Source organism: Rhizobium sp. PvP014 (genome assembly GCF_017876855.1).
Lineage (GTDB): Bacteria > Pseudomonadota > Alphaproteobacteria > Rhizobiales > Rhizobiaceae > Neorhizobium > Neorhizobium soli.
In genome coordinates, this window is record NZ_JAGIOT010000003.1 from 150,301 (window position 1) to 174,848 (window position 24,548).

General features: G+C 56.3%; 18 protein-coding genes and 1 pseudogene. 5 read left to right on the forward strand and 14 right to left on the reverse strand.

The genetic code is table 11. From position 1 onward, the window contains the following. Positions 1-3: 3 nt before the first annotated feature. From J3A65_RS22310 to J3A65_RS22360, 11 genes are all read right to left on the reverse strand, one after another. Positions 4-270 (reverse strand): WGR domain-containing protein, encoded by a 267-nt coding sequence (locus J3A65_RS22310; RefSeq protein ID WP_092664966.1) that lies wholly within the window; start codon positions 268-270, stop codon positions 4-6. Positions 271-544: 274 nt separating this feature from the next. Then, positions 545-1,753: a GGDEF domain-containing protein gene (locus tag J3A65_RS22315; protein WP_092664963.1), complete on the reverse strand. Its 1,209-nt coding sequence runs from the start codon at positions 1,751-1,753 to the stop codon at positions 545-547. A gap of 289 nt (positions 1,754-2,042) precedes the next feature. Further along, complete coding sequence (locus J3A65_RS22320; protein WP_209903893.1) at positions 2,043-2,396, reverse strand: hypothetical protein; 354 nt, start codon at positions 2,394-2,396, stop codon at positions 2,043-2,045. A gap of 659 nt (positions 2,397-3,055) precedes the next feature. Then, the gene (locus tag J3A65_RS22325) at positions 3,056-3,790 is read right to left on the reverse strand and encodes a hypothetical protein (RefSeq protein ID WP_209903895.1); all 735 of its coding nucleotides are present in this window, start codon (positions 3,788-3,790) and stop codon (positions 3,056-3,058) included. Position 3,791: 1 nt separating this feature from the next. Then, positions 3,792-5,846 carry an ATP-binding protein gene (locus J3A65_RS22330; protein WP_209903897.1) on the reverse strand — a complete coding sequence of 685 codons (2,055 nt, stop codon included), beginning with the start codon at positions 5,844-5,846 and terminating at the stop codon, positions 3,792-3,794. Further along, positions 5,846-6,217 carry a hypothetical protein gene (locus J3A65_RS22335; protein ID WP_209903899.1) on the reverse strand — a complete coding sequence of 124 codons (372 nt, stop codon included), beginning with the start codon at positions 6,215-6,217 and terminating at the stop codon, positions 5,846-5,848. The genes J3A65_RS22330 and J3A65_RS22335 overlap by 1 nt, the downstream gene beginning before the upstream one ends. Positions 6,218-6,305: 88 nt before the next feature. After that, positions 6,306-7,268, reverse strand: coding sequence for a hypothetical protein (locus J3A65_RS22340; RefSeq protein ID WP_209903901.1), 963 nt, complete (start codon positions 7,266-7,268; stop codon positions 6,306-6,308). A gap of 668 nt (positions 7,269-7,936) precedes the next feature. After that, positions 7,937-8,995 (reverse strand): hypothetical protein, encoded by a 1,059-nt coding sequence (locus J3A65_RS22345; protein WP_209903921.1) that lies wholly within the window; start codon positions 8,993-8,995, stop codon positions 7,937-7,939. 193 nt (positions 8,996-9,188) lie between these two features. Continuing rightward, positions 9,189-10,286 carry a hypothetical protein gene (locus J3A65_RS22350; protein WP_209903924.1) on the reverse strand — a complete coding sequence of 366 codons (1,098 nt, stop codon included), beginning with the start codon at positions 10,284-10,286 and terminating at the stop codon, positions 9,189-9,191. A gap of 175 nt (positions 10,287-10,461) precedes the next feature. Continuing rightward, a complete protein-coding gene (locus J3A65_RS22355; protein WP_209903926.1) occupies positions 10,462-10,788 on the reverse strand; it encodes a hypothetical protein in 327 nt (108 codons plus the stop codon). 159 nt (positions 10,789-10,947) lie between these two features. Continuing rightward, positions 10,948-11,352 carry a hypothetical protein gene (locus J3A65_RS22360; RefSeq protein ID WP_209903929.1) on the reverse strand — a complete coding sequence of 135 codons (405 nt, stop codon included), beginning with the start codon at positions 11,350-11,352 and terminating at the stop codon, positions 10,948-10,950. Positions 11,353-11,669: 317 nt separating this feature from the next. On the opposite strand from J3A65_RS22360, the gene J3A65_RS22365 reads away from it, so the two are divergent. The 4 genes from J3A65_RS22365 to repC all read left to right on the forward strand — a co-directional run bounded on the left by J3A65_RS22365 (position 11,670) and on the right by repC (position 17,360). After that, a complete protein-coding gene (locus J3A65_RS22365; protein WP_209903931.1) occupies positions 11,670-12,725 on the forward strand; it encodes a hypothetical protein in 1,056 nt (351 codons plus the stop codon). Positions 12,726-13,766: 1,041 nt separating this feature from the next. Next, the gene (gene repA / locus J3A65_RS22370) at positions 13,767-14,975 is read left to right on the forward strand and encodes a plasmid partitioning protein RepA (RefSeq protein WP_209904173.1); all 1,209 of its coding nucleotides are present in this window, start codon (positions 13,767-13,769) and stop codon (positions 14,973-14,975) included. After that, entirely contained in the window at positions 14,972-15,988 is a 1,017-nt protein-coding gene (gene repB, locus J3A65_RS22375; protein ID WP_209903933.1) for a plasmid partitioning protein RepB, read from the forward strand. The genes repA and repB overlap by 4 nt, the downstream gene beginning before the upstream one ends. Positions 15,989-16,145: 157 nt before the next feature. Then, positions 16,146-17,360, forward strand: a complete 1,215-nt coding sequence (gene repC / locus J3A65_RS22380; protein WP_209903935.1) for a plasmid replication protein RepC — start codon at positions 16,146-16,148, stop codon at positions 17,358-17,360. A gap of 1,488 nt (positions 17,361-18,848) precedes the next feature. Here the strand turns inward: repC and J3A65_RS22385 are convergent. The 3 genes and pseudogenes from J3A65_RS22385 to J3A65_RS22395 form a co-directional block, all read right to left on the reverse strand. After that, on the reverse strand, positions 18,849-20,096 hold the full coding sequence (locus tag J3A65_RS22385; protein WP_209903937.1) for a HipA domain-containing protein: 1,248 nt from the start codon (positions 20,094-20,096) through the stop codon (positions 18,849-18,851). Continuing rightward, a complete protein-coding gene (locus tag J3A65_RS22390) occupies positions 20,089-20,424 on the reverse strand; it encodes a helix-turn-helix transcriptional regulator (RefSeq protein WP_209903940.1) in 336 nt (111 codons plus the stop codon). Before J3A65_RS22390 ends, J3A65_RS22385 begins: the two co-directional genes overlap by 8 nt. A gap of 220 nt (positions 20,425-20,644) precedes the next feature. Then, positions 20,645-21,455: pseudogene (locus J3A65_RS22395) on the reverse strand (tyrosine-type recombinase/integrase). A 349-nt stretch (positions 21,456-21,804) separates the two neighbouring features. Here J3A65_RS22395 and J3A65_RS22400 point away from each other — a divergent pair. Continuing rightward, positions 21,805-23,874 carry a flagellar hook-basal body complex protein gene (locus J3A65_RS22400; protein WP_245341743.1) on the forward strand — a complete coding sequence of 690 codons (2,070 nt, stop codon included), beginning with the start codon at positions 21,805-21,807 and terminating at the stop codon, positions 23,872-23,874. Positions 23,875-24,548 lie beyond the last annotated feature (674 nt).

Consider the following 24,548-nt stretch of genomic DNA (forward strand, 5'->3'; position numbering starts at 1 on the left):
GGATCAGTGGATTCGTGCATCTCGCAAAGGCGACGGTTGATATCCTCGGCCGCGCTTTTGCCTCACCATGTCCAGGAAGTGCTGTAACGCCTGAGACTGTTCAGCGAACAGGTCGATCCTGAGGCGACCACGGCCCCCTACCCTCCCCCAGCCACGTTCTACCGCGTAGTCTCCGAACAAGGTGGGCTCGATCGACACTCTGTAGAAGCGGCACATGTTGCGACTGTTATCGATGCGGACGAGGTGAACCTGAAACTGTTGGGTGCTCATAGCAGTCAGACTGAGAGATAACCCAATCCAGGTCCAACGACAGTTTTGAATCGGTAAGACGTGATCGATTCACAACGTGAATGTCGGGATCTGGAACCCGCCAGCGCACAAGCCTCCGGCGCTCATGTCGGAATCGAAGCTGGCGAGAATGGAAGGTCCGGGACCCCTGCAAATTTTCCCTGGGATTTCGAAATTCCTGGGCGAGCTTTCCAAGCTTTCTTTCTTACTCAAACTTTACTCTAATACATCATCGAACCCTATTCCCGGAAGAGCCTTACTGCCCCGCGACAAGGCGGGTTGGCGGACGACGCTGCTGTGGGGTACTTGGCTGCGTCGTCGTCGGGGTTCGAAACTGTTGGCTGGAGACAACTTTATTCCGCCCGGATGACTTTGCAGCATAGAGGGCATGATCAGCCAGACCGAAGGCGCGGTGGAGACCCTGAGGTTCTTCGAGAACGGCTGCAAGGCCACAGCTTACGGTAAATGCGCGATCGATTCCGAGACTTGCCCAGTCACCATGCTCGAACGATACTCTGACGAGATTGCCGATGGTCATGGCAGCTTTTAGGGATGCATTGGGCAGGTAGGCGATAAACTCTTCTCCACCTGCCCTCGCGCTATATCCCGACGTCCCGACGGTTTGCCGCAAAACATCGGCCAGCATGACGATCGCCCGGTCGCCGGTTGCATGTCCATACGTGTCATTGACCTGCTTGAAGTGATCGATGTCGAAGATCAGCGCGACTCCGTACGGCGTGTTGCTCCCGAACTTTCTTTCTATGGCCTTCTCAAAGCCGCGACGGTTGGGGAGGGTGGTCAGATGATCTTTCTCTGCATCGCTGCGGTGGCTGTCGATGGCAGCCGAGGCGATTGCACCAAGTGCGGTGAAGGGGAAGATCATGCAGACGGTGATCGTGGAAACGTGGACGGCTAGATTATAGGCCGAATTGGCGAAATCCCCGAGATCGTTGCTCGATTCCGTGAAGAAGGTAAAGAACACGGTTCTGAGAACGGAATCGAACACGACGATCATGCTTGCCGCCACCAGTCCGATATCGATGTAGCGAGAGGCGCGCAACGCAACGGTAACAACGGCGATCCCAAGCAGGAGTGCAAAGGCTGCATCGGTGAGAAACAATTGCCAGACGAGGCTTTGTTCGACAAACACGAGATAGGCCAGCACCGGCGTATAGACCGCTATCAGACTGCGTCTGGCAAGACGGCAATTCGGCACATCGAAATGCGATAGCAGACCGCTGCCATAGCAATAGGCGGCACCGATGAACACCATGCCGGAACTGAACGCGTCAAACATCGGATGGGTGGAAAAGGTCGACAGCACGAAGCCAAGGGCGGTCTGCGCAAACCCGGCTGCCCAATGCCAGGAGGAGATTACCCGGGCTCGCCAAAGGCACAGGAAGGTCAGCGCGACGATATTGAACAATATCGGCGGCACATAGACCATCAGATTGCTTGCCCCCATCGTGTCCACACGCCCCCGTATGCTGCCCGCAACTGATCGACACGGAGGTTGTAGTGTCGAGAGGTTAAGCTTTTCCTTGCTTGCGGGATATCGGCCGGGCCGTGAACTCGCCGGCGGGTCTGACAAATGACCTGGAAATCTGACGCGGTCAGTCTTGATGACGGGTCTGCGAAATGACAGTCAGGGCTTCAAAATAATCGATTCCGGCGCAAACGCCGTTATAGGGAGTAATGGGGGGAATACGCCAATAAATACTGAACGTCGTTTGCATAGAGAGCGCTATAGGCACTCAGGATGGATCGTCGCCGGGTTCGCCAGGTTCCTTGCGTTCGAGGTGGCGCTTGGGCCGAAACGGAAACAGGCCATCGGCATATTTGCGGATCAGGCCGTCGATGACGTCATAGCATTCGCGATCATCAAAACCTTGGGCCTCCAGACCAGTGACGATATCCCTTGAGATCTCTTCGAGGAAGGCGGGGCCTGCCACATCTCCGCTCTTGTGCGCATCAGAGATCGTTTTCCACAAAAGCATCCGGGCAACATCGTCACGTGTCGGTCGACGCAGGTCCTTGGCCTTGTCGCGCACGCTCTGCTGTCGCGTCCGCTGCTCGGCCGTCTTCGTCCGTTTCGATTTGGCGGCCATGCTTGAGGTCTCCGGCGGCTGGTTGAGGATCACACCATACCGCTCCGCCAATGTTGACAAAACGGAACGGCACGCTCCCCGCTATAGCGAGACCTCCTTTAAAATCTCTCAAGCAAGGCATACCCAACGTGGTGGTTACCGAAGGTGGTGATTGCCACATGCGGCGAACGCGCGCACCCATGGCGCGACACCACCCGCCGCTGGAATCGACATTCTCGAGCGGCGAATCGCAAATTCCGTGTCTGGAATCGCGACAGGGTAAATTGAGATGATGTCTGTCGATTTGCCCGCAACTTGTCTCGAAGTGGTGGTAGTTTGCCGGGGACTGGACACAACCTGCCTTGGGTTCCGCGTAACGCGGATGTCATTGCGGTTCATTGCGGGATGATGCGGTATTTCCTGCCAGCCATGCCAACCATCTTGATGCTTCTGTCAAACGCTCGATCCCTAACATGGCTTTGCGGATGCCGTCGGAATCGCAAATGCTGAGATCGGAATCGATGATTGCGTGCTCGGAATCGAAACCGCAGACTTCTGAATCAATGACGATGAGGCGGGAATCGAGGATCCGGACTTTCGAAACGAAAACGCCGGATTTTGAATCGACGTCCCGTTATATGGAATCGAGGTTTCGCAGCCTTTGGACCGCAATTCGCTCACTATGGTTCCGGCATTCCTGGCTCTGCCAGTCCAAGCACCTGCCGGATCTCGCGCCCCTCCATGACACCTCTTTCCTGTAACCGACTGGCAATCTCCAGCAAATCGTTGCAGTGGCTCGTCAACAACTCCAAGGCCAGTGTCTCGGCTGAGATCAGACGCTCGTTGACGCGTGCCGCCAGCTCCCGATCGAGGCTGAGAAGATCGAGACTGCCGGAGGGATTGCGATAGAGAAGCGGATTGACCCTGGAAAATCCGAGCCTCGTCTCGGCCGCCAGAGCATAGTCCGTCGCCTGGGCCAGGTCGCTTGTGTCATCGCCACCGGCTCCGGCAACCACATCGCCAAGCACCATCCGTTCGCTGACCCTCCCCCCAAGCAGGCAGGCCATCGTTTGCCTCAGCCAGGTCTCGGTCTGGGCCATATCGTTTCGGCGGCGCGTCAGCACCTGCCCCAGATTTTCCACGCCGACGGTGACGGACAACACCTCACCGACGCCCAGCAAAGACCAGGCGATGGCATGTCCCGCTTCATGCAGGCAAACGCGCCAGAGGACATCGTCAGGCATCCGCTTGTGTCTACCCTGGAGCGCGTTTTCGATATCGTCCCACGTCAGTGGTCGCCTCTGTCGTCTCGCAGACTGACGGGCCTCGCGCACCAGCCGTTCGATATCGGCTCCGGTCTGTCCCAGGGCCCGAACCGCAAGCGGCCGCAGTCCGTTATATGTCGACTTGGTCATGTCAGTCACTGAAAGGTCTCCGGTTCTGGTCGATGCAAATCCCGCTGTCCGGGTCTGAGGTATCCGCCGACGGTGACCGACGCTGTTTGAGAGGGATAGCGTTTCTCGGCGCGGCTGGACGCAACCCGGTTTTCGGGAGTGCTGCGGGTACGGTGGCCAAAACATGGTCCAGATCAGCGTCGAGATGATGTGCCAGAATGCCGGTCAACGCATCGACATCCGGCATCGGGATAACGATGTGCTTTTCCAGTCGCCCGGAGCGCAACAGCGCCGGATCGATCCGCTCGGGGAAGTTCGTCGCCGCAACGACGATCACGCCTTCGGATTTTAAGGCACCGTCGAGCAGCTCCAGCAGGCGGTTGACCAGCGAGGTCCAGTAATCGTCATAGGCGCGATTGCGATCGCCTCCCCCTACCCGGCTGCCAATGCCATCCAGCTCATCGACCAGCAGGATACACGGGGCGTTGGCTCGCGCGGTCTTGAATGCCGCCGACATGCGCTGCAGGACATCGCCGAGATATCCGGGCTCAAGCCATGACGTCACCGAACTGATCACCAGCGGCACGCGCAGCGAATTGCACAATGCCCGTGCAAACGTCGTCTTTCCGGTCCCGGGCGGGCCGGACAACAAAATTTTGGTGCTCATGTCGCTCCAGTCGATCTCTCCTGCCCGCCATTCAACGAGATCTGTCTTCAGATCCAACGCCCAGGATGTCGCATCTCCATAACCGGCCAGCGTTTCGACACGGAGTGCCGGAGCAGGTCGTTTGCGAACAAATCCCGCAGACGAACCGGTCGAACCAAGGCTCGTGGCTGGTTCTTGCTCCTCAGTGATCACGTCGGGCTGGATCATATCGACAGAGACCTGTGTGTCCGTGGCCGTCCTCTTGCCCCCTGCACTCTTGCGGTGTTGTGTTTCACTGTCGCCATTTGCTTCGTCCTCACTGGCGATCGGGCGGGCCAGGATTTCGAGCGCAGTGAGGATGGTGTCGACAGAGCGTCCTTGCCGGACTGCCAATGTCAGATCGTCGAGATGCAGACGCGACAGATCGAACGGTGTCTGGCGGAACTGCCGGAGCGTTTCTTCAACCGGGATGCCGCAGCAGATCGACAACAGCGAAGCGAGGAAGTCTTCATCGAGCGGTCCGCATTCCAGAACAAGATCGGCTGTCTCGACAATACCGGACATCAGCGCAGTGCCGGTTTCGTCCGCGATCATCACCGGCAGATGCGTTTCGCACAAAATGTTGCTGATCTGCCGACGCACCATCGCTTCCTTCGATTTGGCGATCGCCTTGCCCGACGCGACCGCGACCTTTCGGCGTTTCTTGGCCCTTCGCTTTTCGTCATAGCAGTTGGAAAGCGAGATCAGGTGAAACAGGTCCGCGAGCTTTGCCCAGAAAGGCACGATAATGCCCTCCTCCAATGCCTGGCCAAACCGATGCTCGAACCCGCCGACCGGCGCCTTGATCAGGATGAAGGGGTCCGGTCGCGACAGAGCGTCCCGAAGGTCGGCCATTCCCGCAAGACTTGATCCGACGGCGCGGGCAACGAGCAAGGCGACCGTAACCCTGGTGACGTCAGGCGGTGGAAGAAATGAACGCACCAGTGACAAGAGTGGTCGACTGTCGGACGCGCCACCACTCACCGGACGCACGGGCTCATGGTGGAAAGCACGAGCAGCGGCGACGATTGCACGTCGTGCCGGCCTCTCGTCGGCCGGATCCGGCTCGTAGGGGATGCCGACGATCTGATCTGCCGGGTCAGTCCCACCATCATATGCCTGCGTACCCGTTTGTGAGGATTTCAACAAGCGGGCCACAACCTGGCGGTCCCGCTCAGGATCGCCGGTCAGAAGATTGCGTGGGTCTGCGGCGGCCCAAAGGTTGGTCTTCGCTCCACCGAACTCGCCGATCGTGTGCATATCCAGTAGCTCGACGTTCGCGGCGCTGGCATAAAGATCGAGAATGGCCAGGCGGCGGATGCGGCGCAGGAAAAAGCGCAGCAGTCGTTGTTCAAGGGTTTCTGCCGCGCGAGGCGTGATGTTGCCAACCATCAAGCGCCCTCCCCGTTCAGCTCCGGCAGATCTACAAACCTGGCATTTCCGGTCAGCCATTCGCGCACCATGATCGCGGAGGCATCGCCACGGTCGCATTCCTGCACCAGCCAATGCCGTAGTTGCGTGGGCAGACTGGCCATGCTGATGCCGCGGCGGCGGGCAAAGCGGATCGAAGCGCCGACCACGGCGGCCACATGCAGCGCCCGGTCTTCGTCGGTCTCGACCAGAGCCCCGACCGCGAACTCGATCGCAGCAGTATTGGAGGTCAGACCCGCGATGTATTCAGCTCCAAATGTGTTTGCGGTCTCGGTCTGGGGCTGGCGAAGGCGCTGGCCCGGAAACTCGATGATGTTGGTCGGTGTCGTCATGTTGACGTCTCCCATTGGCCGGACGCTGTCTGCATCCCGGCTGAAGCCTGACGGAAAAGGTATGGATCGGTGCGGTCTCAGCCGTCGGTCACCGCAGCCCTGAGCTCGGAACTTTCGCAAAGCCGATACGCGGCATCGTCGCGTGTCCGGCAGTTTTTGCCGGATCGTCATCGTTGGCGGGGCCAAGCACGGCCGATGATGTTCGCTCATTGGTTTCGTCTGCTGTGGCAGCCCCCTGCCCGCCCCCGTCCGAACGGAGATCCGGCCCGCTGTGAAGCTGTCGTGCACCTGTCCAGTTCGCGGTGATCTTGTCGCGGAACAGTTCGCGCAGTCGCGTCATCGCTGCACCGGCGCCGTTGATCTCGAGCAGATGATCGAGGTGTCCCAGCGGCCAGATGCCGCCATCGATATCCGTCCTCTGGCTTTCGGCATTGACGATCACCACGCGGACGTCTTCCGCCACCAGTCGCCGGTGTTCCTTGTACAAGAGGTCTGGAACAACAAGAGCTGCTGCCAGCATCCGGCTCTTGAGCGCTGCAATCCGCGACACCTCGTAGGACGAAAGGCTGCGCTTAACATCGATCACATGCGCAATCCTGGTCGGACGATTGAGGATCAAAAGATCCGGCGTGTAGGATTTGCGCCCGCCGCTATCGGCATCGAGCGTCAGGCTGCGATAGAGATGCACGGCATTCTTCTCGACGAGCTGCATGGCGGCCGGTGTCACGGGAAGACGCAGATTGTCGGTCAGAACGACCAGATCGGGATTGATCAATGCAATCAGGCTGATGCCGCGCTCGAGCAGCTTTCCCTCAAGGATCGGAATGGCGCGCAGGATCGCCGACATGCTGTCGATCCCTGCATCGAGGGCGCCGGCCAGCGCATCGGTCGACAGTGCCGATGTAACCTCGCTGACCAGCTGTTCGAACACGCTCGCCATCGCATCGGGATCGACACTGTGTCGATAGAGGCAGGCCGGTGATGGGGCGAGCATGGTGTTTGGAAGCTGTGGGGCGGATGACGGTGTCGCAGATGATGGTATCGTGGTCATGGAAATCTCCTTGTGGTGAGGCGATCCGGAACCGGGCACAGGTCTGCCGATGCGGAAATAATTTCCGCATCGATCGATCACGACGATCAATCAGACAGACAGACAGATGGATAAACTGGCCGGTTGGATGGCTGCGATCAGCGCTCAAGCGTGGGCGTGGGCGCCACAGCCGCAGACGATGCTGACCGGTGCGATCCGGCATGCGAGCTCGGCTGGCAGCCGGCTGGCATCGGTTTCAACAGGAGAAATCTTCAGAAATGCTTCCGGAACGGAAGCGAAGCAGTTATGGGTCGACATAGCCCAAGTCCTTCACAGCAAGGTTGCGGGTCAGGCCCTCATCAGTGTTGGTAGCACTGGCGGGGGCCGCTAAGTGTCTGCAGGTGCACGGTTTTCCGCAGACACTGTCGACTTAGCCTGGACAACCCGTCCCGGCAAGCCGGTAGAACGCACCCGGAACAAAAAGAGCCCTGGTATGGTTAACGGCGGACGCGGTGGTTGTGCGGACACCCATCGCCAAGAGGAATACCAACTTTCACATTGATCCCTCGAGCATATCAGCGAACTCCTATCACCTTTGTGGCCTGACATTGAACGCGAGGAAGTAGAGCTCTTCCCTCATTCGCTCGATCCGCACAGTCCAGAGTTCAGTTGACGAGTTCGCGACACCATCACTTAGACCGCGAAAGTTCCAGGTGAACAGGCTCGTTATCGAGGCAGGCCCGCATAAAATTACGCTGCTCGGCCGGAATTTTTGTACCTTGCCAAAACTGGTCCTTATCTGCCAAGTCGAGCAGGTAGGCGACAATATCGACCAGGTCCTGCGGCTGTTTTTTCTCGCGATATAATTCGAGGACAAGGCATAGTCGGTCGATTTGCTGCAAACGCTCCATCCCAAAACTCAAGAGACCGTGGAGCATTGCGGAACCAGATGATGGCAAACGACCAAAAAAATCATCTCGGATGTAAACAGCAAACAGCGCGGCATTCTCGATGAGAAAAGATTCGGTAAGAAGCCCAGAACGATGAATTTTAACGAAATGAGGATTGATCGGGCCAAGATGAGCGTTGTCCTTGCGTCTCAATCGTTTTGACCTGGACATCGCAGCGCCAAGTCCGTCGAGACCGTAAAACCCGATGACCTCGCGTCTTTGAAAACATCTCAGCAAATCGTCTCTAGTTCGTAGCATAAGGAGGCTGAAAGACGACCTGAAAGCATAGCCATTCAGAGCCAACATTGGCTCCTTTACCTGCATGAACAGGCCTGTTGAGGTCATCATCACGGTTGAAATACTGGTTTCGAAAGCCGTCAACTGATCTTTAATAAGCTCCAAATCCAGATCCTGCAGCCTTGCAATCTCTAGGTTCGCACGCTCGTTTACACTTCCTACCAAATCCACAACGCGGTTATCGCCATGCGTTTTTACCAACGTTTTGTAGGTGTCGTCATATTTCAGATGGTCTGTGAAGCGAAAAAACGTCGTTGGGCACGAATCGATCTTCCAGGTTTCATGGACTTGCAGCGGCTCAGAAATCTGGCCATAGCACTGCCCTTCGAAAACCCTGACCGCGCCACCCCTAAAGGTCGCCGTAAGTGGCGCGTCATCGTCGCTGACGTCGTCAATCTCGATATGGCGCGATATCTGCCCACACAAGATCTGCGTAGTTTTTACCCGTGGCAGGCGACCGGTGCTGACAACCGGAATTTCGACATTAAGGTAGAAGGACATTGGCGCAATTTCCCGACTGTTGTGGCTGGCTAGTAGGCCGACGCAATTGGACGTGGTTGAGTGTTCAGCGACGTATGCAAACCTGGAGTCACGGTCAGCTTGACTTGAAGCGAAGAGTTTTGCCCGACTGACTGGTCTGGCAGGACCCCCTCCCGCCGGCGACACTGCACCGGCGGTCTTGGTCCTCCTCCCATCAGACATTCGCGACGCCTGCTGTCTGAACCTCAGGCTCAGGCGTGGACATCTCGACAGGTGCGATGGATGGCACATTGGCGACACGCGTTCTTGCCGGTGCCTCCTCTGCACGGCCCCCTGCCCCACCACCGATCTCTTCGTTCAGAGGCTCGTCGGTGACGGCGGTGATCGCCTGATCAGCGTCATGCTCCGCGGCATCATGTTCGCCGTCATCCGCGATCGCCACTGCAGCCTGACCGATTGCGCCGGCAGCGCCGGGGAAAGCTTCGCCGAGAACCACGAAACGCAGCGCCGGCAGCGCCGCATCGACGACCCAGTCGTGGAACTCTTCCCGGCCGGGGTAACGCGGAGAATCCCCAAGACGGGCAATGATCCGCCGTGCCTTTTCCCACTCGATCGGAAGCGGAGCATCCGAACCACGCGGCGAGATCACCGCGCTCAGCAGAATGCCCGCCTTCTGGCAGTCGGCTTCTACCGCTGTTGCAAGCCTGGTTTTCGGGACGTGCTTGCCCTTGCGGATGTCGGCGACGATCAGTTCGACAGCCTTGAGCGAGCGCTTGACGAGCTTGTTGATCACCTCCAGATCTACCTTCACCCTGGCGTCGACGGCACGGCGAAGGCCGTTAGCGCCGCCACCTTCTGTTGCAGCCTTCGCCGGCGTGTCTCCCTTGATCCGCTGCTTGACCTTGCTGACAGTGAACTGCTCGCCCGAAAGGATCCGGCCGAGCAGTTCCGTGATCACTGGCGCATCCGCCGTCGCGATGATCGTCATCACGGTCGGCTTCACAGCGGCAGCGATCAGCAGCTCCTGCTGCTCCACGGTGAACTTCTCGACGCGGATAGTGTGGTTCCACGCATTGCGGACTGTCATTCCGCACTCCAGCTTCAGCCACTTGCCGAAGGACTTTTCCGGCAGCACCGACTTGACGCGAATGAGCTGCCGACCGAGCTCGAGCGCTTCTGCCGCGTCCCGCCGGCCGAGAGAAGCGATGAAGCCGCTCACCTCCGACAGAAGCGGCCGGTGCTCCTCCGGTGCTACGAACGTTTCTGCCGTCTTGCTTGCCTTGGCCTTGGCGGCCTTCAGTGTTTTCTGCATCTTGAACTCCTTTGATGCGATTGCTCGGGTAGCCGAAGCATTTGGCAATGCTCCTCCCGGACGCCTCCGGTGGCCGGTGGCGTCAAAATGAAGCATTCATGTTGGAGGGAGGGAGGGACTTGGCCTGAGGGAAGAAACGCGGCATCGTTTCCTCCCTAAGGCCAAGTCCCTCCGGTTATGACGGTCCGCGCTCGCGGGGCAGACGCAGGTCAGGACGATCAAGGGGATACTGCTCGGCCTGGCCGAATACTTCACTGGCGATGGAAGGGCAGGACATGCCGGCATTTCCCGAAACGCGACCTGCGGAGATATCGATTAAGTGTTCGGCTGCGACGCGAACGGCCACAACACCGAGTGCGGCAGCAAGATTTGCGGGCGTGATCGGCCGTCCGTCCTTGGACAAGTCGAGACGGATCGCGCCGGCGACCGGCTCGCCTGCATTCGTGTGGGTGTCGATCATTCCGCCATGAAAATCGACCGAAACCAGGATGCAAGGCGCCATTCGGTTGAGCAAATTACGCCATCGGTATACGACTGCACTCGCAGACTCCGCCGGGTTTGAGACTTTGATGGTCAAGGCATGTCCTTTCTGCGTGGAAAAATCAGCACTTTGAAAGACCGCCCCCTGCTAGGAACGGCAAACTTCCGGCTCGGTTATGCGTTAATGAACGGTTTTCGGTAGGTTGCTGCGCTGATCGCGCCAATACGCGTCCTCTGCGATGTCAAGGAGCGCTTTGAAACGCCGGGTTAGTTTCTGCAGGACCTTGGCTTGTCGCAATGGCGTGTCACCCCCCTGAAGGATCTTGACAATCTGAAGGAGGCAGTCATGGCCACCGGTCTCCAACACAGCCCACACGATCGCCGCCGGCATCAGAAACGAGAGCTTGAAACGCACAAAATCCGCACCTCCAAACAATACCGCCTCGTTAGAGACCATATCGACGCGATCAGCGAAGACTGCGAAGCCAATGCCGGTCATCATGCGTTGAGGTTTGACGTAGGCAGAAAGGAATTCGGATTTGAAAGTTTCGAGGATGTGATGGGGGGGATGTTGGTTGACGGGCATGACGTTTATCCTCTGCGTTTTGGCCGAATGGGCTTCGTTGCCCGGTCGCCTTATGGCTTTGAATATACGGTCACGATGGGACTGTGTCCGAGATCGAGTCTATGGCTGCAGACAACTGGAATCGAGGGAAAACAATAACTTAGAATAGTCGTTCCGACAGAATAGCCTTTGCCCCATGGAGATCAGGTTTCGCGCTACAAACTTCGACCATGTGTTTCCGTTCTGGTAACCCTTTTGTTTTGGGCTCCCTTAGCAAAGCTTGTTTAGACAGTCGGGAAGTCTCGATCGTCGTTGCTATTGCTCATAAGGATTTCCCTTTGCCGTTTGATTTCCAGCAGATGAACAGACTGACGTCGCAACGCCATCTTTTGCCGAATGGCGACATTGTTGGCCTTGTCGTCCCAGTCGAAAATACGAAGGAGTATCATCTGGGGATCGCTGCGCAGCATCGCGAACTGCTAATTGAACGCGTTAACTCCAACGAGTTAACGCCAGACGAGGCGGAAGCCGAGGCGAAGGATATGCGGAGTGGCCCGCTTGCGAGCCTTATATTGGGCTGTGACGAACTCAACGCAGACATGACCTTCTGGACGTTGGAAATGACTGCGGCCTGGATCAAGGCAAAAAGGCCCGAAGCCGTTCACCGCCATTACAGGCCGTCGTTTCTGGATAAGTGGGTTTGGGAAAAACTCGCTACGTATCACGACGGGAGCCGGATCTATCTGCCTTGGGAAAAACCCATGCCGGCGAACGTCAGGCCTTGTTACGCTCTCCGCCGGCTCAAGAAGACCCGGATCGACGAAAGCTACGTCGATTTCGATGGCAAGACGAAGGTTTTCAAAAAAATGGCTGAGTTCATGCCGAAATTGAAGGCCCATTTAGAAAGCGGTGAGATTTTGTCTGTCGGGCAGCCTATTGGGCCAGACTACCAGTCTTCGCAGATAGAACCCGGGCTATGGGTAATCGCCCACTTCGGCATTTCCGATGCCGATGGGCTGTTTCTATCTCTGAATGATAAGACCATTTATCGCGATATTCGCTTCAAATCCACGCATGTTCTAAAAATGTATCCCGATGCAAGAGTTCGCACGCGGCCAACTGCCCACCTTCCCTGGAGAAAAGGGATAGAACTTGACGAAAAGAAAGCTAAGATTGTCAACACTCTTATGGAGTGTTACCCGGATGGCTTGCCAGATTGGCGCCCAAAGAAAGTTCGCGACTTCGAGCTGCGATCGGTCCTTCCTGCGCCACTTTTGGCCCAATGGTATCCCGATGGTGTAATTGAAGTTGATGATAATGCGCTTGAAAAACCGCACAACGCCTTCCAAAAGGCTATGGATCGCATTTTCTCAAGCGCGCTTTTGTCAAACTAGGCGGCGACAGTAGCTAAGCGGAAACCGGGCATGGTGCGCTAGTACTCCAACATGATCGAAGCGACCTTCTTCGGTAAGGTGGCGGTCGTGCGGGGTTGGGGCGAGCTGGCAGGGCCGGCGGCGAGAAGATTTCTGCCTTGCAACCGAAAGGGAAGCTGCATTGCGATTTCTCGAGGTTGACCGGCGCAAACCATAGAGGATATGTGTCCGTCGCCTTTAGCAAAACGTCATGACGTGTCGGTTCAAATCGGCTAATAAGAATAAGCCGGGTGGACAGTAGGCATCCACCCAGCCTGAAACCGCTCTTGCGTCTTTCTCAGCTGCGCATTTTGGTGTCGCAGGTTCTCCGTGAGCTGCTGGCGCAATGTCCTGATCTCGTCTTGGAGAACCTCGATCTCCGACAACGGTGACGACACATCTGCCCGAAGCGATTGGCCGGCCGTTGACGTGACTATCGTGCTGGGCGCGGTTCTGCTACTCCCTGCTTTTTGGGCGACGCCTGCCCTTCCCTCTCGTCTAGGTCGCATTGGTTGTGTGTCAGGCCAATCCGAGACGCTCGCGCAGGTTCGCGTTTTCGGCGCGTACTTTCCGCAAGCGGTTGACGAAGGCGCTCGTTTTCCGCCTCGAGTTTCGAGACATCTGCCCGCCGACGGAGCGTTTAGCAGCCAGCTCCCATGCGCCCGAGCGGCCCGACTAGAGGCCGAAAATTGAGGCAGGAGCTTTAGCAGTATGCGACTCACTCCAGAGTCTGCCGCGCAAGTTTTTACCGGCAGCGCGGGAAAGCAAGCGAATCTGCAGGGCTTGAGAGTTCTCGACTCTTTTTTCGTGTTACCCTTACGCGTCGCACCATTCCCTTTAACCGCTTGTTCTACATGGGTTTTATGAGGGTAGATGGCGAAAAGCACATCAGAGCTAATTGCTTGTTAAGTCTTCGTTAACCTCAAATAGCTTGCCGCTATGTCAAAATCGATGCTTATAAATAGTAGCGGAAAGCACCAGACTTTTCGCGGCTTAGCGCTAATTCGAGATTGACGGTTGAACATGGCGAAAATTGCGACCAAAATCGCTCCTGTTGATGAAGACCTGATGGGCATTATCACACGACATTCGCTTGCCCTCTCGGAGCAGCTGCAAGACCATCACCTTGCCACCTTCCCACCTGATGCCACGAAAACGATCCGAAACTTTCAACCGGCGGAAGCCGCTAAGCTTTTGGGAGTCAAAGAGGTCTATCTACGCCGTCTTTCGAACGAAGTGCAGGGACTGCAGGTGACAACCGGATCGGGCGGCCGGCGCACCTACAGCGTTGAAGACATATCGAGCATCCGCAAGCATCTCGACGACGTCGGGCGCGGGTCGCGGCGTTATTTGCCGCATCGGCGGGATGGCGAAAAGCTTCAAGTCCTTTCTGTTATGAATTTCAAAGGCGGCTCCGGGAAAACAACGTCAGCCGCGCATCTCGCTCAGTATCTTGCGCTTCGCGGGTATCGTGTCCTGGCAATCGATCTTGATCCCCAAGCCAGCCTCTCGACCCTATTCGGGGTTCAGCCGGAGACCCTTGAGGCCGGGGAAAGCCTTTACGGTGCCATCCGTTATGCGGATCCCAGGCCAATGGGTGAAATCATTTCGGGAACATATATCCCAGATCTCCATCTTATTCCGGGGAACCTTGAACTGATGGAGTTTGAGCATGAAACGCCCGCCGCACTCATGAAGCGCAAGCCCGGCGACACTATGTTTTTTGGTAGGATTGGCGAGGTCCTGGGACAAGTCGCTCACGCCTACGACGTCGTTGTGATCGATTGCCCCCCTCAGCTCGGCTATTTGACATTGTCAGCGCTCACGGCTGCAACCTCCGTTCTAATCACCGTTCATCCGCAAATGCTGGATGTGATGTCAATGAACCAGTTCCTTGGTATGATGGCAGAGCTTCTTCGGGAGGTGAAAGCAGCTGGTGCGGACTTCACCTATAACTGGATGCGCTATTTAGTAACCCGTTTCGAACCCAGCGACGGTCCACAGAACCAGATGGTCGGATACCTGCGCGCAATCTTCGGCGAAAATGTCCTGAACTTCCCGATGCTGAAGACGACCGCCGTTTCGGACGCAGGATTGACCAATCAAACGCTCTACGAAGTGGAAAGAGCGCAATTCACGCGAGGTACCTATGACCGGGCGCTCGAGTCGATGAACAGCGTGAACGACGAGATTGAGTCCCTGATCAAGAAAGCATGGGGTAGAGCCGCATGAGCCGCAAAGATATCCTCCGCGTCCCGCAGCCAAAAGCGTCTTCCGAGCCATCGTCTTTGCGGCCCACACGGGCCAAAGTCCTTCCAATGCTGAATGCAGAGGCGCCGCCGGCAGCGTCGCGATTGACCCATCAGGTCGGTACCGCTTTGGCCGAAGGAAAGGCACGCTTCGAGAGGGCGGAAGAGATCGAGCGTCGGCTGGCTGAAGGTCAGGCCGTCGTCGAACTGGATACCGACGAGATCGATCCTTCATTCGTACAAGACAGAATGGATGGCGATATAGCCGGATTGCTGTCCTCAATAAAAGAACAAGGACAACAGGTCCCAATACTAGTCCGTCCTCACCCCGAACGTACCGGCCATTATCAGATCGCGTTTGGCCATCGTCGTTTGCGGGCTCTGAAAAAGCTTGGCCTCAAGGCGAAAGCCATTGTCCGCGATTTGAGCGACGAACAATTGGTGATTGCGCAGGGACAGGAAAACCATGAGCGGCAGGATCTAACCTTTATCGAAAAGGCCAGGTTTGCGGCACGTTTGAAGGAAAAATTCTCTCGAGACGTAATCATCGCATCGCTATCGGTGGATAAGGGAGATCTGTCGAAGATGTTGGCAATCGTCGATGTCCTTCCGGCTGAGCTGGTCGAGGCCATCGGATCGGCACCAAGCGTCGGCCGTCCTCGATGGCTGGAGCTTTCCGATCTTGTAGAGAAGTCCCCTACCCCGCGGATTGCCGTGGAGTTTGCGATGTCTGACGAGGTAAAGCTTCTCAGTTCAGATGACCGCTTTAAGGCTATCATTGCCCACCTGAAGCCGCGCCGAACGATAAGGGGCGCACCAGGCGTTCTTACTACGACATCTGGTGTTCGATTGGCTGAAATGAAAAACAGCAAGTCAAAGCTTGAGATCACGATCGACAAGAAGCTGTCGCCGGCGTTCGCGGCTTTCATTCTTGAGAAATTGCCGATGCTCTATGAAGAACATCTGGCCGAGAACCAACGGAAAAACGGAGAGTAAGCCGGGAAAAGAAAAAGGCCCCAACAGTGCTGCCACCGTGGAACCCAATTCTATCGTCGTGAGAAACATAGAATCGCACTTCCACGAATCCTCGTCAAGAGTCTTTGGCACCATTTTGGTGAGCAGGTTTCTTTTGCCTTCTGAAAGGTGAGAGACGATGCAGACTGGAACTGTGACGACGCCCTTCGGGCGGCGGCCGATAACGCTTACCCTTGTCCGACGCCAGACAGCAATGGCAGAGATCAAGCAAGGAAAGACCGCAGACAAATGGAAAGTCTTCCGAGATGTGGCTACGGCCATGGATTCGCTTGGTCTCCATTCAAATAGTGTTGCCGTTCTCGATGCGCTGCTGACGTTCCATCCCAAAAATGAACTGTGCCAGAACAACAGTCTGGTGGTCTTTCCGTCGAATACGCAGCTCGCTTTGCGGGCACACGGTATGTCTGGAGCCGCCATGCGGCGCCATATTGCAATCCTTGTCGATGCGGGCCTCATCCTGCGAAAGGACAGTCCCAACGGCAAACGTTATGCCAGGAAGGATCACACCGGAGAGATCGAAAACGCGTTCGGTTTCGATCTGTCGCCACTGCTGGCTCGTTCCGAGGAGCTGGCCGCGATGGCGCAGCAGGTTGCTACGGCTAGGGCTATGTTCCGGAGCACTCGTGAAGCTCTAACTATTTGCCGACGCGACGTGCGGAAGCTCATCACGGCGGGCATAGAAGAAGGTGCGAAAGGCGACTGGCAGGCGATTGAGGGCAGGTATGTCGAAATCGTTGGCAGAATACCACGCGCCCCAACACTGGCGACCGTCAGCTCCATCCTCGACGAAATGCGGATGCTTTACGAAGAGATCATTAGTCGGCTGAATATTCAGGATAATTTCGAAAATAAGAGCACCAATGTCGCTCTTAACGAGCAGCACATACAGAATTCAAAACCAGAATACCTAAATGAATTTGAACCCGCTTCCGAAAAGGACCAGGAAGCGAAGCCGACCAAAGACAATCGACGGAGAGGTGAGCCGTTGAAGGTGTTTCCTTTGAGTGTGGTGATGAAGGCTTGCCCCATGATCGTCGATTACGGGGTTGGCGGTGGGGTTGGCAGCTGGCGCGACCTGATGGCTGCCGCGGTAGTGGTGCGATCCATGCTTGGCATCAGCCCTTCAGCCTATCAAGAAGCGTGTGAAGCCATGGGTCCTGAAAATGCTGCGGTCGCAGTCGCATGTATTCTCGAGAGGTCGACATTAATCAGTTCCCCCGGAGGCTATCTCCGGGACCTGAGCCGAAGGACGTCGCTTGGCGAGTTTTCTCTCGGGCCAATGATAATGGCTGCACTGAAGACGAATAGCGAATCGCGTACAAGGGTTGCTTAGATGTTGGCAGGTGCCAACCCTGTCAACATTTTGAATTCATTCCATTTTTCTCAAAGTGATTTTAGTGTGTGGAAATGCGCCTAGTTTGGCGATGTGGGATAACCGAATGTGGTGAGGAACCTATCAATGCCCCATGTCGCCCGTCAGAGGTTTGGCTCTTTAAACATGAATCTGATTCACGATCGTTTGACGTCACCGTGAACGTGCTGTCGTGGCCTTGGCAATTCATGGTGGATGTAGAGCCCAAGCCGAAGACCTTCCTTTTAAGTTTGGCGACTGCCTGCGGACAAAAGGGTCGAAAAATTTCGGATAATATCGCTTGGAATCGGGGTCTCGCTGTTCGCAATCGGCAATAGGAAAGCCGGCTGCCGACACTGCTGCATGAAGACGCACTGGTTGCGCCCGGTCTCCATGGGCCGAAGTTGCTTCGAAGCGAATTACCCGATCTTCGAGGCGTCGCATGTGACCGGTTGCACGATATTACAGGAGGTGAGAATCTCATGCCCTTCACCTGACGCCCGCAGTTACACGGCAACCTGATCGGGCACTGCCGCAAGGCCCTGATGTGAGTTTAGATTCAGGGCGATTCCACCGCCGAGGCGAGCGCGGGCATAATCGAGGACGTTGTTGACCAGGCCGCGTATTCGAAGCGAACTGCCCTGCATCAGGCCAATCACCTATTGCCAACGGTAACTAAAGCTCTCTGTCGAAAGCATGCGCGTCGCAACCGAAATCGATGCCAATGGGTTTAGCAGATCATGGCCGAAGGATAGCGATAAACTGTTCTCGAAATTTGCCCTCTGCTAGTTGCCATTGCAGATGTTTCTCGGCATTTTCGCGTGCGTTAACGATCTGGTGCTCGTACGACGACGTCAAATTGCTTGTACGAAGATGCGTGTAACTTCCGGAGCCCGGAATGGACTAAGACGGTCAAGGCGGAAATGATGACCGGAACTGCGTACAGTATTCGGCCGGCCATCCTGAAGATTTCTCATAGGCGTTTGCCATTGATCTCGCCGGCCTGGTAGCCTAGAGGCGCCGTTATACAGCTGTTAGCACATGATAGCGCCATCCGCGCTCACTACTAAGTAGGCGCACGATGCATCATCAAATCTTGCCCCTGACTTTCAGGCGACGGTCGGCATCGCCGGGAAAGATGAGGCGCTCATCATCGTCTACATCCAGCTACATCCTGCCCCGGTGAAAACTGTTGGGCGTCGACGCTTCGCGGCTCACACCTGCCATGCTGAGGGGGCGACACTCTTGCCCGATGCTTGCGCGACGCGCCAGTGACAGAGAGCAGGTCAGTATTTGTTGTGCAGTCCCCGGATCCGGACGGAATGAACGAGCTTGCGCGAGAACTGGGCTACACGCTCGGCTGCCCGCTGGAACTCATCCCATATTATCTGGACGTTTGATCGAATCTTTGCCGGCCGTGCTAATCCGGAGCGAGCGGTCGTTAGCATATCTTTGATCCGGGGTCTAACGTCACAACACCAGAGCCTTCTGCAGATCGTCATGTTCGAACGCACTTGCCATCCTGTTGATCTCGGCTGACGGGGCACCGACTGCCTTCGCGGTCTCGCGCCAGGTCGCCGTAACGGTCGCGACTTCCCTGATAATCGTGCGGGCCTGCGGGAGCGAAATACCGAAAAAAGCTGATGCTGCTTCCAGGAGGTCGAGCGAGCAGGTGCCTTCATCAAGATCGATATTGGTTGTCAGCACGCGCGCCTTGATGTCGGTAGGAACAGGATTGAGATCATAGGCAGGAGAAAGCGACCATCCGGACCTGCTGAGCCACAGGAAGCCGTGGTTGCGCAGATGATCGTCGACATTGGATATCATCACGTTGAAGACTACACGGCGGTAAAGAGCATGAGCATCGGTTTTGCCTTTGGCACCATGCTCGACGAGGGCATCGACAATTTCGGGATAGCTGCCTCGCTCACCGTCCCTTGCACCCATCATTGCCATGGCGGAGAGAAATGGAATTCGAAACGCTCCTTGCCGGTCGAAACGACGCGACAACATTACCTTCTTGCCTGCGATATCGACCAATTGGTGATCTGGTGTCGCAATGCCTGCCCTGCCGGCCAGCCTCAGCGCTACTTCTTCCCAAGTTTCCATGCTGTAGTCGTCAGTCTCCTTTGGAAACTTGGCAATCGACAGGTGACCGTGCTGGTCGATGACAGACGCTTTGGGGCGAGCCCCGCCAAGAGAGGACCCCGGCGCGAAAATCATCTGGAGATCCTCGTCGGTCTCTTCATCGCGCAGAATGCGCTCGGTGATCTGCAACAGGCGTCTGAGGTCAACGAGAGCTGGAACACCTGTTCCGATGGGAGCCTGAAAGTCTTCATCGCCGACCCAGCGGAACCGAAGTGCACCAAGTCGGGTCTCATCGGCAACGCCGAGAAGGTAGTCACTCTCGGTCAGGGTTCGCACCGAACGACGATCCCGTTCGGCGCTGCGTCGCTCGGTGCGCTGCATGAGGCGCCGGCCCCAGGTGTCCGGGGCTGAGTCCCCTATAGAACCAAACGTGGCGACGCCTGCCGGCGGAGCAAAAGCTCCCCGGGTCAAGGCCAGCGCCGGTTCCAGCGAAAAGCGATCCGGGTCTTGAAGCCAGTCGCGATCGTATTCGAAGAGGATCGTCTCGGTGCCACGTACGCGATTACTACGCGCTAACCCGATCGGTCTTGTCATGCCATGAAGGTCCAGATGGACTTCGAAATCAGTCATCCCGCTCCGTTCCCGGTGAGCGCCTAACATGCGCATGTTTCGGCAATTCGGCGCTTGAAAGGGCCTGCCCGACACTATCATTGCTGATGTCCGCAATTTTCCCTAGGCCGTCCAGCAGACCAAGCGCCTGGAGAACACTGGCATAGATGCCGATACTGACACTGGTATCGCCAGCCTCGATCTTCTGCAGCGTGGAGCGCGAGGTAAAGGCACGATCCGCAACTACCGCCATCGGCAAATGCCGGCGCCGCCTGGCGTCTTTAACGTCGGCACCGAGCTTGCGAAGAGCACGTCGGACAGCCGTAGGCGGGTTATGTGGTGTCGGCATTTGTCACCTTCTTACTACATATTGGATTAATGTGTAGCACCAAGCTCACAACAGCGCAAATTTCCTTTGGCGATTTGATTTGAACGGGAAGTTTGACCAGGCCGTTACGAAACAGATACGGGATGAAAGGCGCAGATGTCGATCAACAATACCCATCGGATTTGCGGCTGCCAGGACTAGCGATCAAACGGGGAAATTATTTCCGCTTAAAGCGGTGCTTTCAAGTCAGAAGTCGCGCCGCGCGGCCGCTGGGTCGCGTTGCGTTATTATAGTAGTCGGAAGCCTGCTGGACCGATCTATGTCGGGACTGCTCCATGGCCTCCGGCAAAGGAACGCCACGATTGGCGGCCTCCGTGAGATAACCCGACCGCAGCCCGTGCGCCGAAAATTCCCCGGCATCCAACCCCGCCATTTCAGCCCGCTGCTTGACGATCTGGTTGACTGCGCTCGGCTCAAGCGGCCGCACTGAGACATTGCCCCAGCGATCGACCTTCCGGAATATACTGCCCTTGTCGATCCTGGCTGCCGCAAGCCAAGCATTCAGGGCATTGACGGGTCGGCCGGTGAGATAAACGACCTCATCATGATCGGCGCCAGATGTCTTCGTGCGGCCAAGATGGATCGAAAGCGAGGGGAGGGGAGAGCCATCGGGAACGTCGATCGATGGCTCGACGGTCAACTGTTCGACGCGCATGGCGGCGATCTCGCTGCGGCGCCGACCGCCCGCACAGCGAGCCGTATCGCGGACTTGAGGGCAGGGCAGGCGAAGACGCCGTTTAGTCCGCGCCATTTCGTGAGCGTCGACCAAGTGGCGAGGCGCCGGCGCACGGTATCGGGTGCATGCGGGCCTGCCGACTTCAGAAAACCTTGGCTTCGGAGGTTCTGCTTCACCTCTGCCGGCATCCCGTGATCCGGATCGGTTTTGAGGGTTTCAACATCATGATCGGTGAGCAGTTTGCAAGCCCGTCGCGACAATCGATCGGCAGGACGCTTGCAATGGCGTCGAGCTCGTCAGCGGCGATCAACGTCAGATTTACAAAGAGAAGTCAGCGCCGTCAAAACACTCTGGACCGACTGTTTTGCCGGCGCTGACACCGTGCTTCGCGACGCCTTCCCCGTGTCAGTCGGCCTACTCGAATGGAACCCGTTTCTCTGAAACGATGAGGTTTTTACCGGTCCAGAATGCGTGTCATCTCGATGGGCAGCGTACGGGTGTTTCAGGGCAATAGGTGGAGGGATCTGGCAACTCATACGCCCTTTATACTCAACTGAGGTCGAACGACAGAATCGATTCTCACGCTAGCCTCGCGTAAGCGTGGCCGAATAACGACTTAGAGTAGATGAGGGGTAGAGGTTGCTTTTATGAGTCTTTTCGGAACTATGAAAACAAGCGTTTCTGGCATGAATGCTCAGGCCAACCGGCTTGGCACCGTATCAGACAACATCGCGAACTCCGGAACGACGGGTTATAAACGCGCCGAAACCACTTTCTCCACGTTGATGCTTTCGTCCGGTGGAGGGAACTATAATTCTGGTGCAGTTCAAACATCGACATCGCGTTCAATCTCCCAACAAGGCGCACTGAGTTACACGACATCAGAAACGGACCTGGCGATCAGCGGTGAAGGGTTCTTTGTCGTAAGCGATAAGAGCGGCAGTTTTCTGCTCTCGCGGGACGGGACATTTCAGGAGAACCAAGATGGAGAGCTCGTGAACTCGTCTGGTGCCAAGCTGCTAGGCTATCCCTATACAAATGGCGAGCCGACGACGGTAGTCAACAGTTTTGATGGGCTCGAGCCCGTTAAGACGCAAGGCGGAGGAATGACTGCTGCGCAATCTACCAAGGGAGTCTTTAGCGTAAACCTGTCTGCTAATGCGGAAACTGTTGGAAGCCATATCGCGAACGTTCCACCTTCAGCAAACAGTCCATTTAGCGCTTATTCGCATTTCATACAGCTCAACGACCAGTCACCCGATTTGGGCGGCGGGGTAACGAACATATACTACACGAAAACGGCCGATGACACTTGGGAGGTAACGGCTTTCGCAGACTGGGAAGGATCAGGCGCGACGTTCCCGTACGATTTGTCGAACGGCGACATCTCGATGCGAACGACGACATTGAAGTTTGATCCAATCACCGGTGATCTCTTAAGCGGAGATCCGATTCTGAGCTTTGAGCCTGAAGACCCTTCAGTGCTCGATTTTTCAGCTCTAACGGAATCGGCTAACGGCCTCGGCTCTACGCCTAAGTCATATCAAAGCTGGAACCTCCCGTCTGATGTCCCTGAAATTGACACAGCGAGCGGCGAGTTGCCGGCTTCCGCAAACACAGACGAAAGTTCCTACACAACCAAAACTACCTTGAATGGTTATCTTGGTTATAGCGGCTCATCCAGTCTCGATGTCTACCTGACGAAGACTGGGCCCTACACATGGGACGTTGCCGCCTATAACACCGCTGACTCCACAGCAGGCGGGTTTCCATACGGTCTCTCGGGTTCGGCACCGCTCGCCACCACAACATTCGAGTTTGATCCGTCAACTGGGGCGATGACGAGCGCGGGCTTGCTAGAAATCCCGCTGATGTCCGGAGATACTTATCCAATCGACTTCACTGGATCGGTTTCTTTGCCAGACGGGACGGCAGGTTGGGTAGACACTTCATCGGTCTCTTTCAATTTCAATCCGGCAGAGCCAGTCGTCGAGAAACAAATTGTCGGCGCGACCACGCCGGCTCAGAATCTCGCAACAAGCACTTTTACCAACAAGTCTTCTCTTACAACATACGACACACTTGGAAACCGCATTCAACTCGACATTTACTATACGAAGGGTAAGGACAGCACGTGGGAAATGGCGGTCTTCAACCACGCTGATGCTTCTAGCAGTGGCTTTCCTTATGGGGCTGACGGCTCATCCCCACTGGTCACCAAAATCTTGACCTTCAATTCTGACACTGGTGCCCTTGAGGGCGAGGAACAACTCGAAATCCCTTTCGGAAGCGGTGCGCCACTGACCTTGTCGCTGGATGGGACAACCCAGCTCGCCGCGAACTTCGTGGTAGCAGCAGCTAACGTCAACGGAAGTGGGGCCAGCCCCGCTATCGGTTACGAGATCTCAGACGACGGAATTCTTTCCATGCGCTACGCCGACGGCTCCCTCCTACCGACATATCGTATCCCGCTCGCGTCCGTGGAAAGCCCTGACAACCTTACAGTATCAGGAGGTAACGCATTCTCGGCTAACGGAAGCTCAGGGGTTACTACCCTCGGTTTCCCCGGATCATCCGGCTTTGGATCGATCACGTCGGGAGCGCTTGAGACCTCTAATGTCGATATGGCGTCAGAATTGACCGAAATGATCGAGAGTCAAAGAAGCTACTCGGCCAACTCCAAGGTGTTTCAGACAGGATCTGAGCTCCTCGATATGTTGGTTCAGCTACGATAGCGGTGCACGAACACTAATGGGCAATAAAGCTTGGACGGGGTCCGCCGCTTAGAAACTCACCTGCAGCAACGCAAAAGACAAGTGCTGACATCCACGTAAGCTTTTTGCTGCGTGGTTAAACCCGAGGCGGCTTCAATTGAGGCGGTCTCAGTCGTTTGCAGTTAAGGGCCTGCACGGGAAACCGGCAGAACTGCTGCTGTTCAAAAAGAAAAGGTGGAGAGAACCGAAATCAACCGGGTGGAGAAGATGCTGAAGTTTTGGGCTCAAAACGGAGTGAATTCTCCCTGCTGATACTGTGCTCCAAGCCGGGATCCAGGTTTCGCGCTGTTCGGAAAAGCGGCACCCCTCGCGTAGCGTGTCATTTCGCTTCCCCAACCGGAACCGACCCACGTAGCGATTGGACTTTGTGATATGCTGCCTTGTCGATCCTGGATGCCAGCCAGGCATTTAGCGCATCGATGGGGCGGCCGTTGAGATAAACGACCTCGTCATCTTTTGTACGGCCGAGACGGACCGACAGCTACGGGAGAGTAAAGCCGTCGGGAACCTGGATCAATGGTTCGACTATCGACTAATTGATGCGAAGGGCCGTGATCTCACCGCAGCGCCTGCGAGACAAGAGGCGCCTGATTGGGGACCTACTCAGCTAATTATGTGTCGTGGTCTTCGGAACA

Coding starts and splice junctions, on each gene's coding strand:
- J3A65_RS22310 (WP_092664966.1), bottom strand. CDS start 270: ATGAGCACCCAACAGTTTCAGGTTCACCTCGTCCGCATCGATAACAGT.
- J3A65_RS22315 (WP_092664963.1), bottom strand. CDS start 1,753: ATGGGGGCAAGCAATCTGATGGTCTATGTGCCGCCGATATTGTTCAAT.
- J3A65_RS22320 (WP_209903893.1), bottom strand. CDS start 2,396: ATGGCCGCCAAATCGAAACGGACGAAGACGGCCGAGCAGCGGACGCGA.
- J3A65_RS22325 (WP_209903895.1), bottom strand. CDS start 3,790: ATGACCAAGTCGACATATAACGGACTGCGGCCGCTTGCGGTTCGGGCC.
- J3A65_RS22330 (WP_209903897.1), bottom strand. CDS start 5,846: ATGGTTGGCAACATCACGCCTCGCGCGGCAGAAACCCTTGAACAACGA.
- J3A65_RS22335 (WP_209903899.1), bottom strand. CDS start 6,217: ATGACGACACCGACCAACATCATCGAGTTTCCGGGCCAGCGCCTTCGC.
- J3A65_RS22340 (WP_209903901.1), bottom strand. CDS start 7,268: ATGACCACGATACCATCATCTGCGACACCGTCATCCGCCCCACAGCTT.
- J3A65_RS22345 (WP_209903921.1), bottom strand. CDS start 8,995: ATGTCCTTCTACCTTAATGTCGAAATTCCGGTTGTCAGCACCGGTCGC.
- J3A65_RS22350 (WP_209903924.1), bottom strand. CDS start 10,286: ATGCAGAAAACACTGAAGGCCGCCAAGGCCAAGGCAAGCAAGACGGCA.
- J3A65_RS22355 (WP_209903926.1), bottom strand. CDS start 10,788: ATGGCGCCTTGCATCCTGGTTTCGGTCGATTTTCATGGCGGAATGATC.
- J3A65_RS22360 (WP_209903929.1), bottom strand. CDS start 11,352: ATGCCCGTCAACCAACATCCCCCCCATCACATCCTCGAAACTTTCAAA.
- repA (WP_209904173.1), top strand. CDS start 13,767: ATGGCGAAAATTGCGACCAAAATCGCTCCTGTTGATGAAGACCTGATG.
- repB (WP_209903933.1), top strand. CDS start 14,972: ATGAGCCGCAAAGATATCCTCCGCGTCCCGCAGCCAAAAGCGTCTTCC.
- repC (WP_209903935.1), top strand. CDS start 16,146: ATGCAGACTGGAACTGTGACGACGCCCTTCGGGCGGCGGCCGATAACG.
- J3A65_RS22385 (WP_209903937.1), bottom strand. CDS start 20,096: ATGACTGATTTCGAAGTCCATCTGGACCTTCATGGCATGACAAGACCG.
- J3A65_RS22390 (WP_209903940.1), bottom strand. CDS start 20,424: ATGCCGACACCACATAACCCGCCTACGGCTGTCCGACGTGCTCTTCGC.
- J3A65_RS22400 (WP_245341743.1), top strand. CDS start 21,805: ATGAAAACAAGCGTTTCTGGCATGAATGCTCAGGCCAACCGGCTTGGC.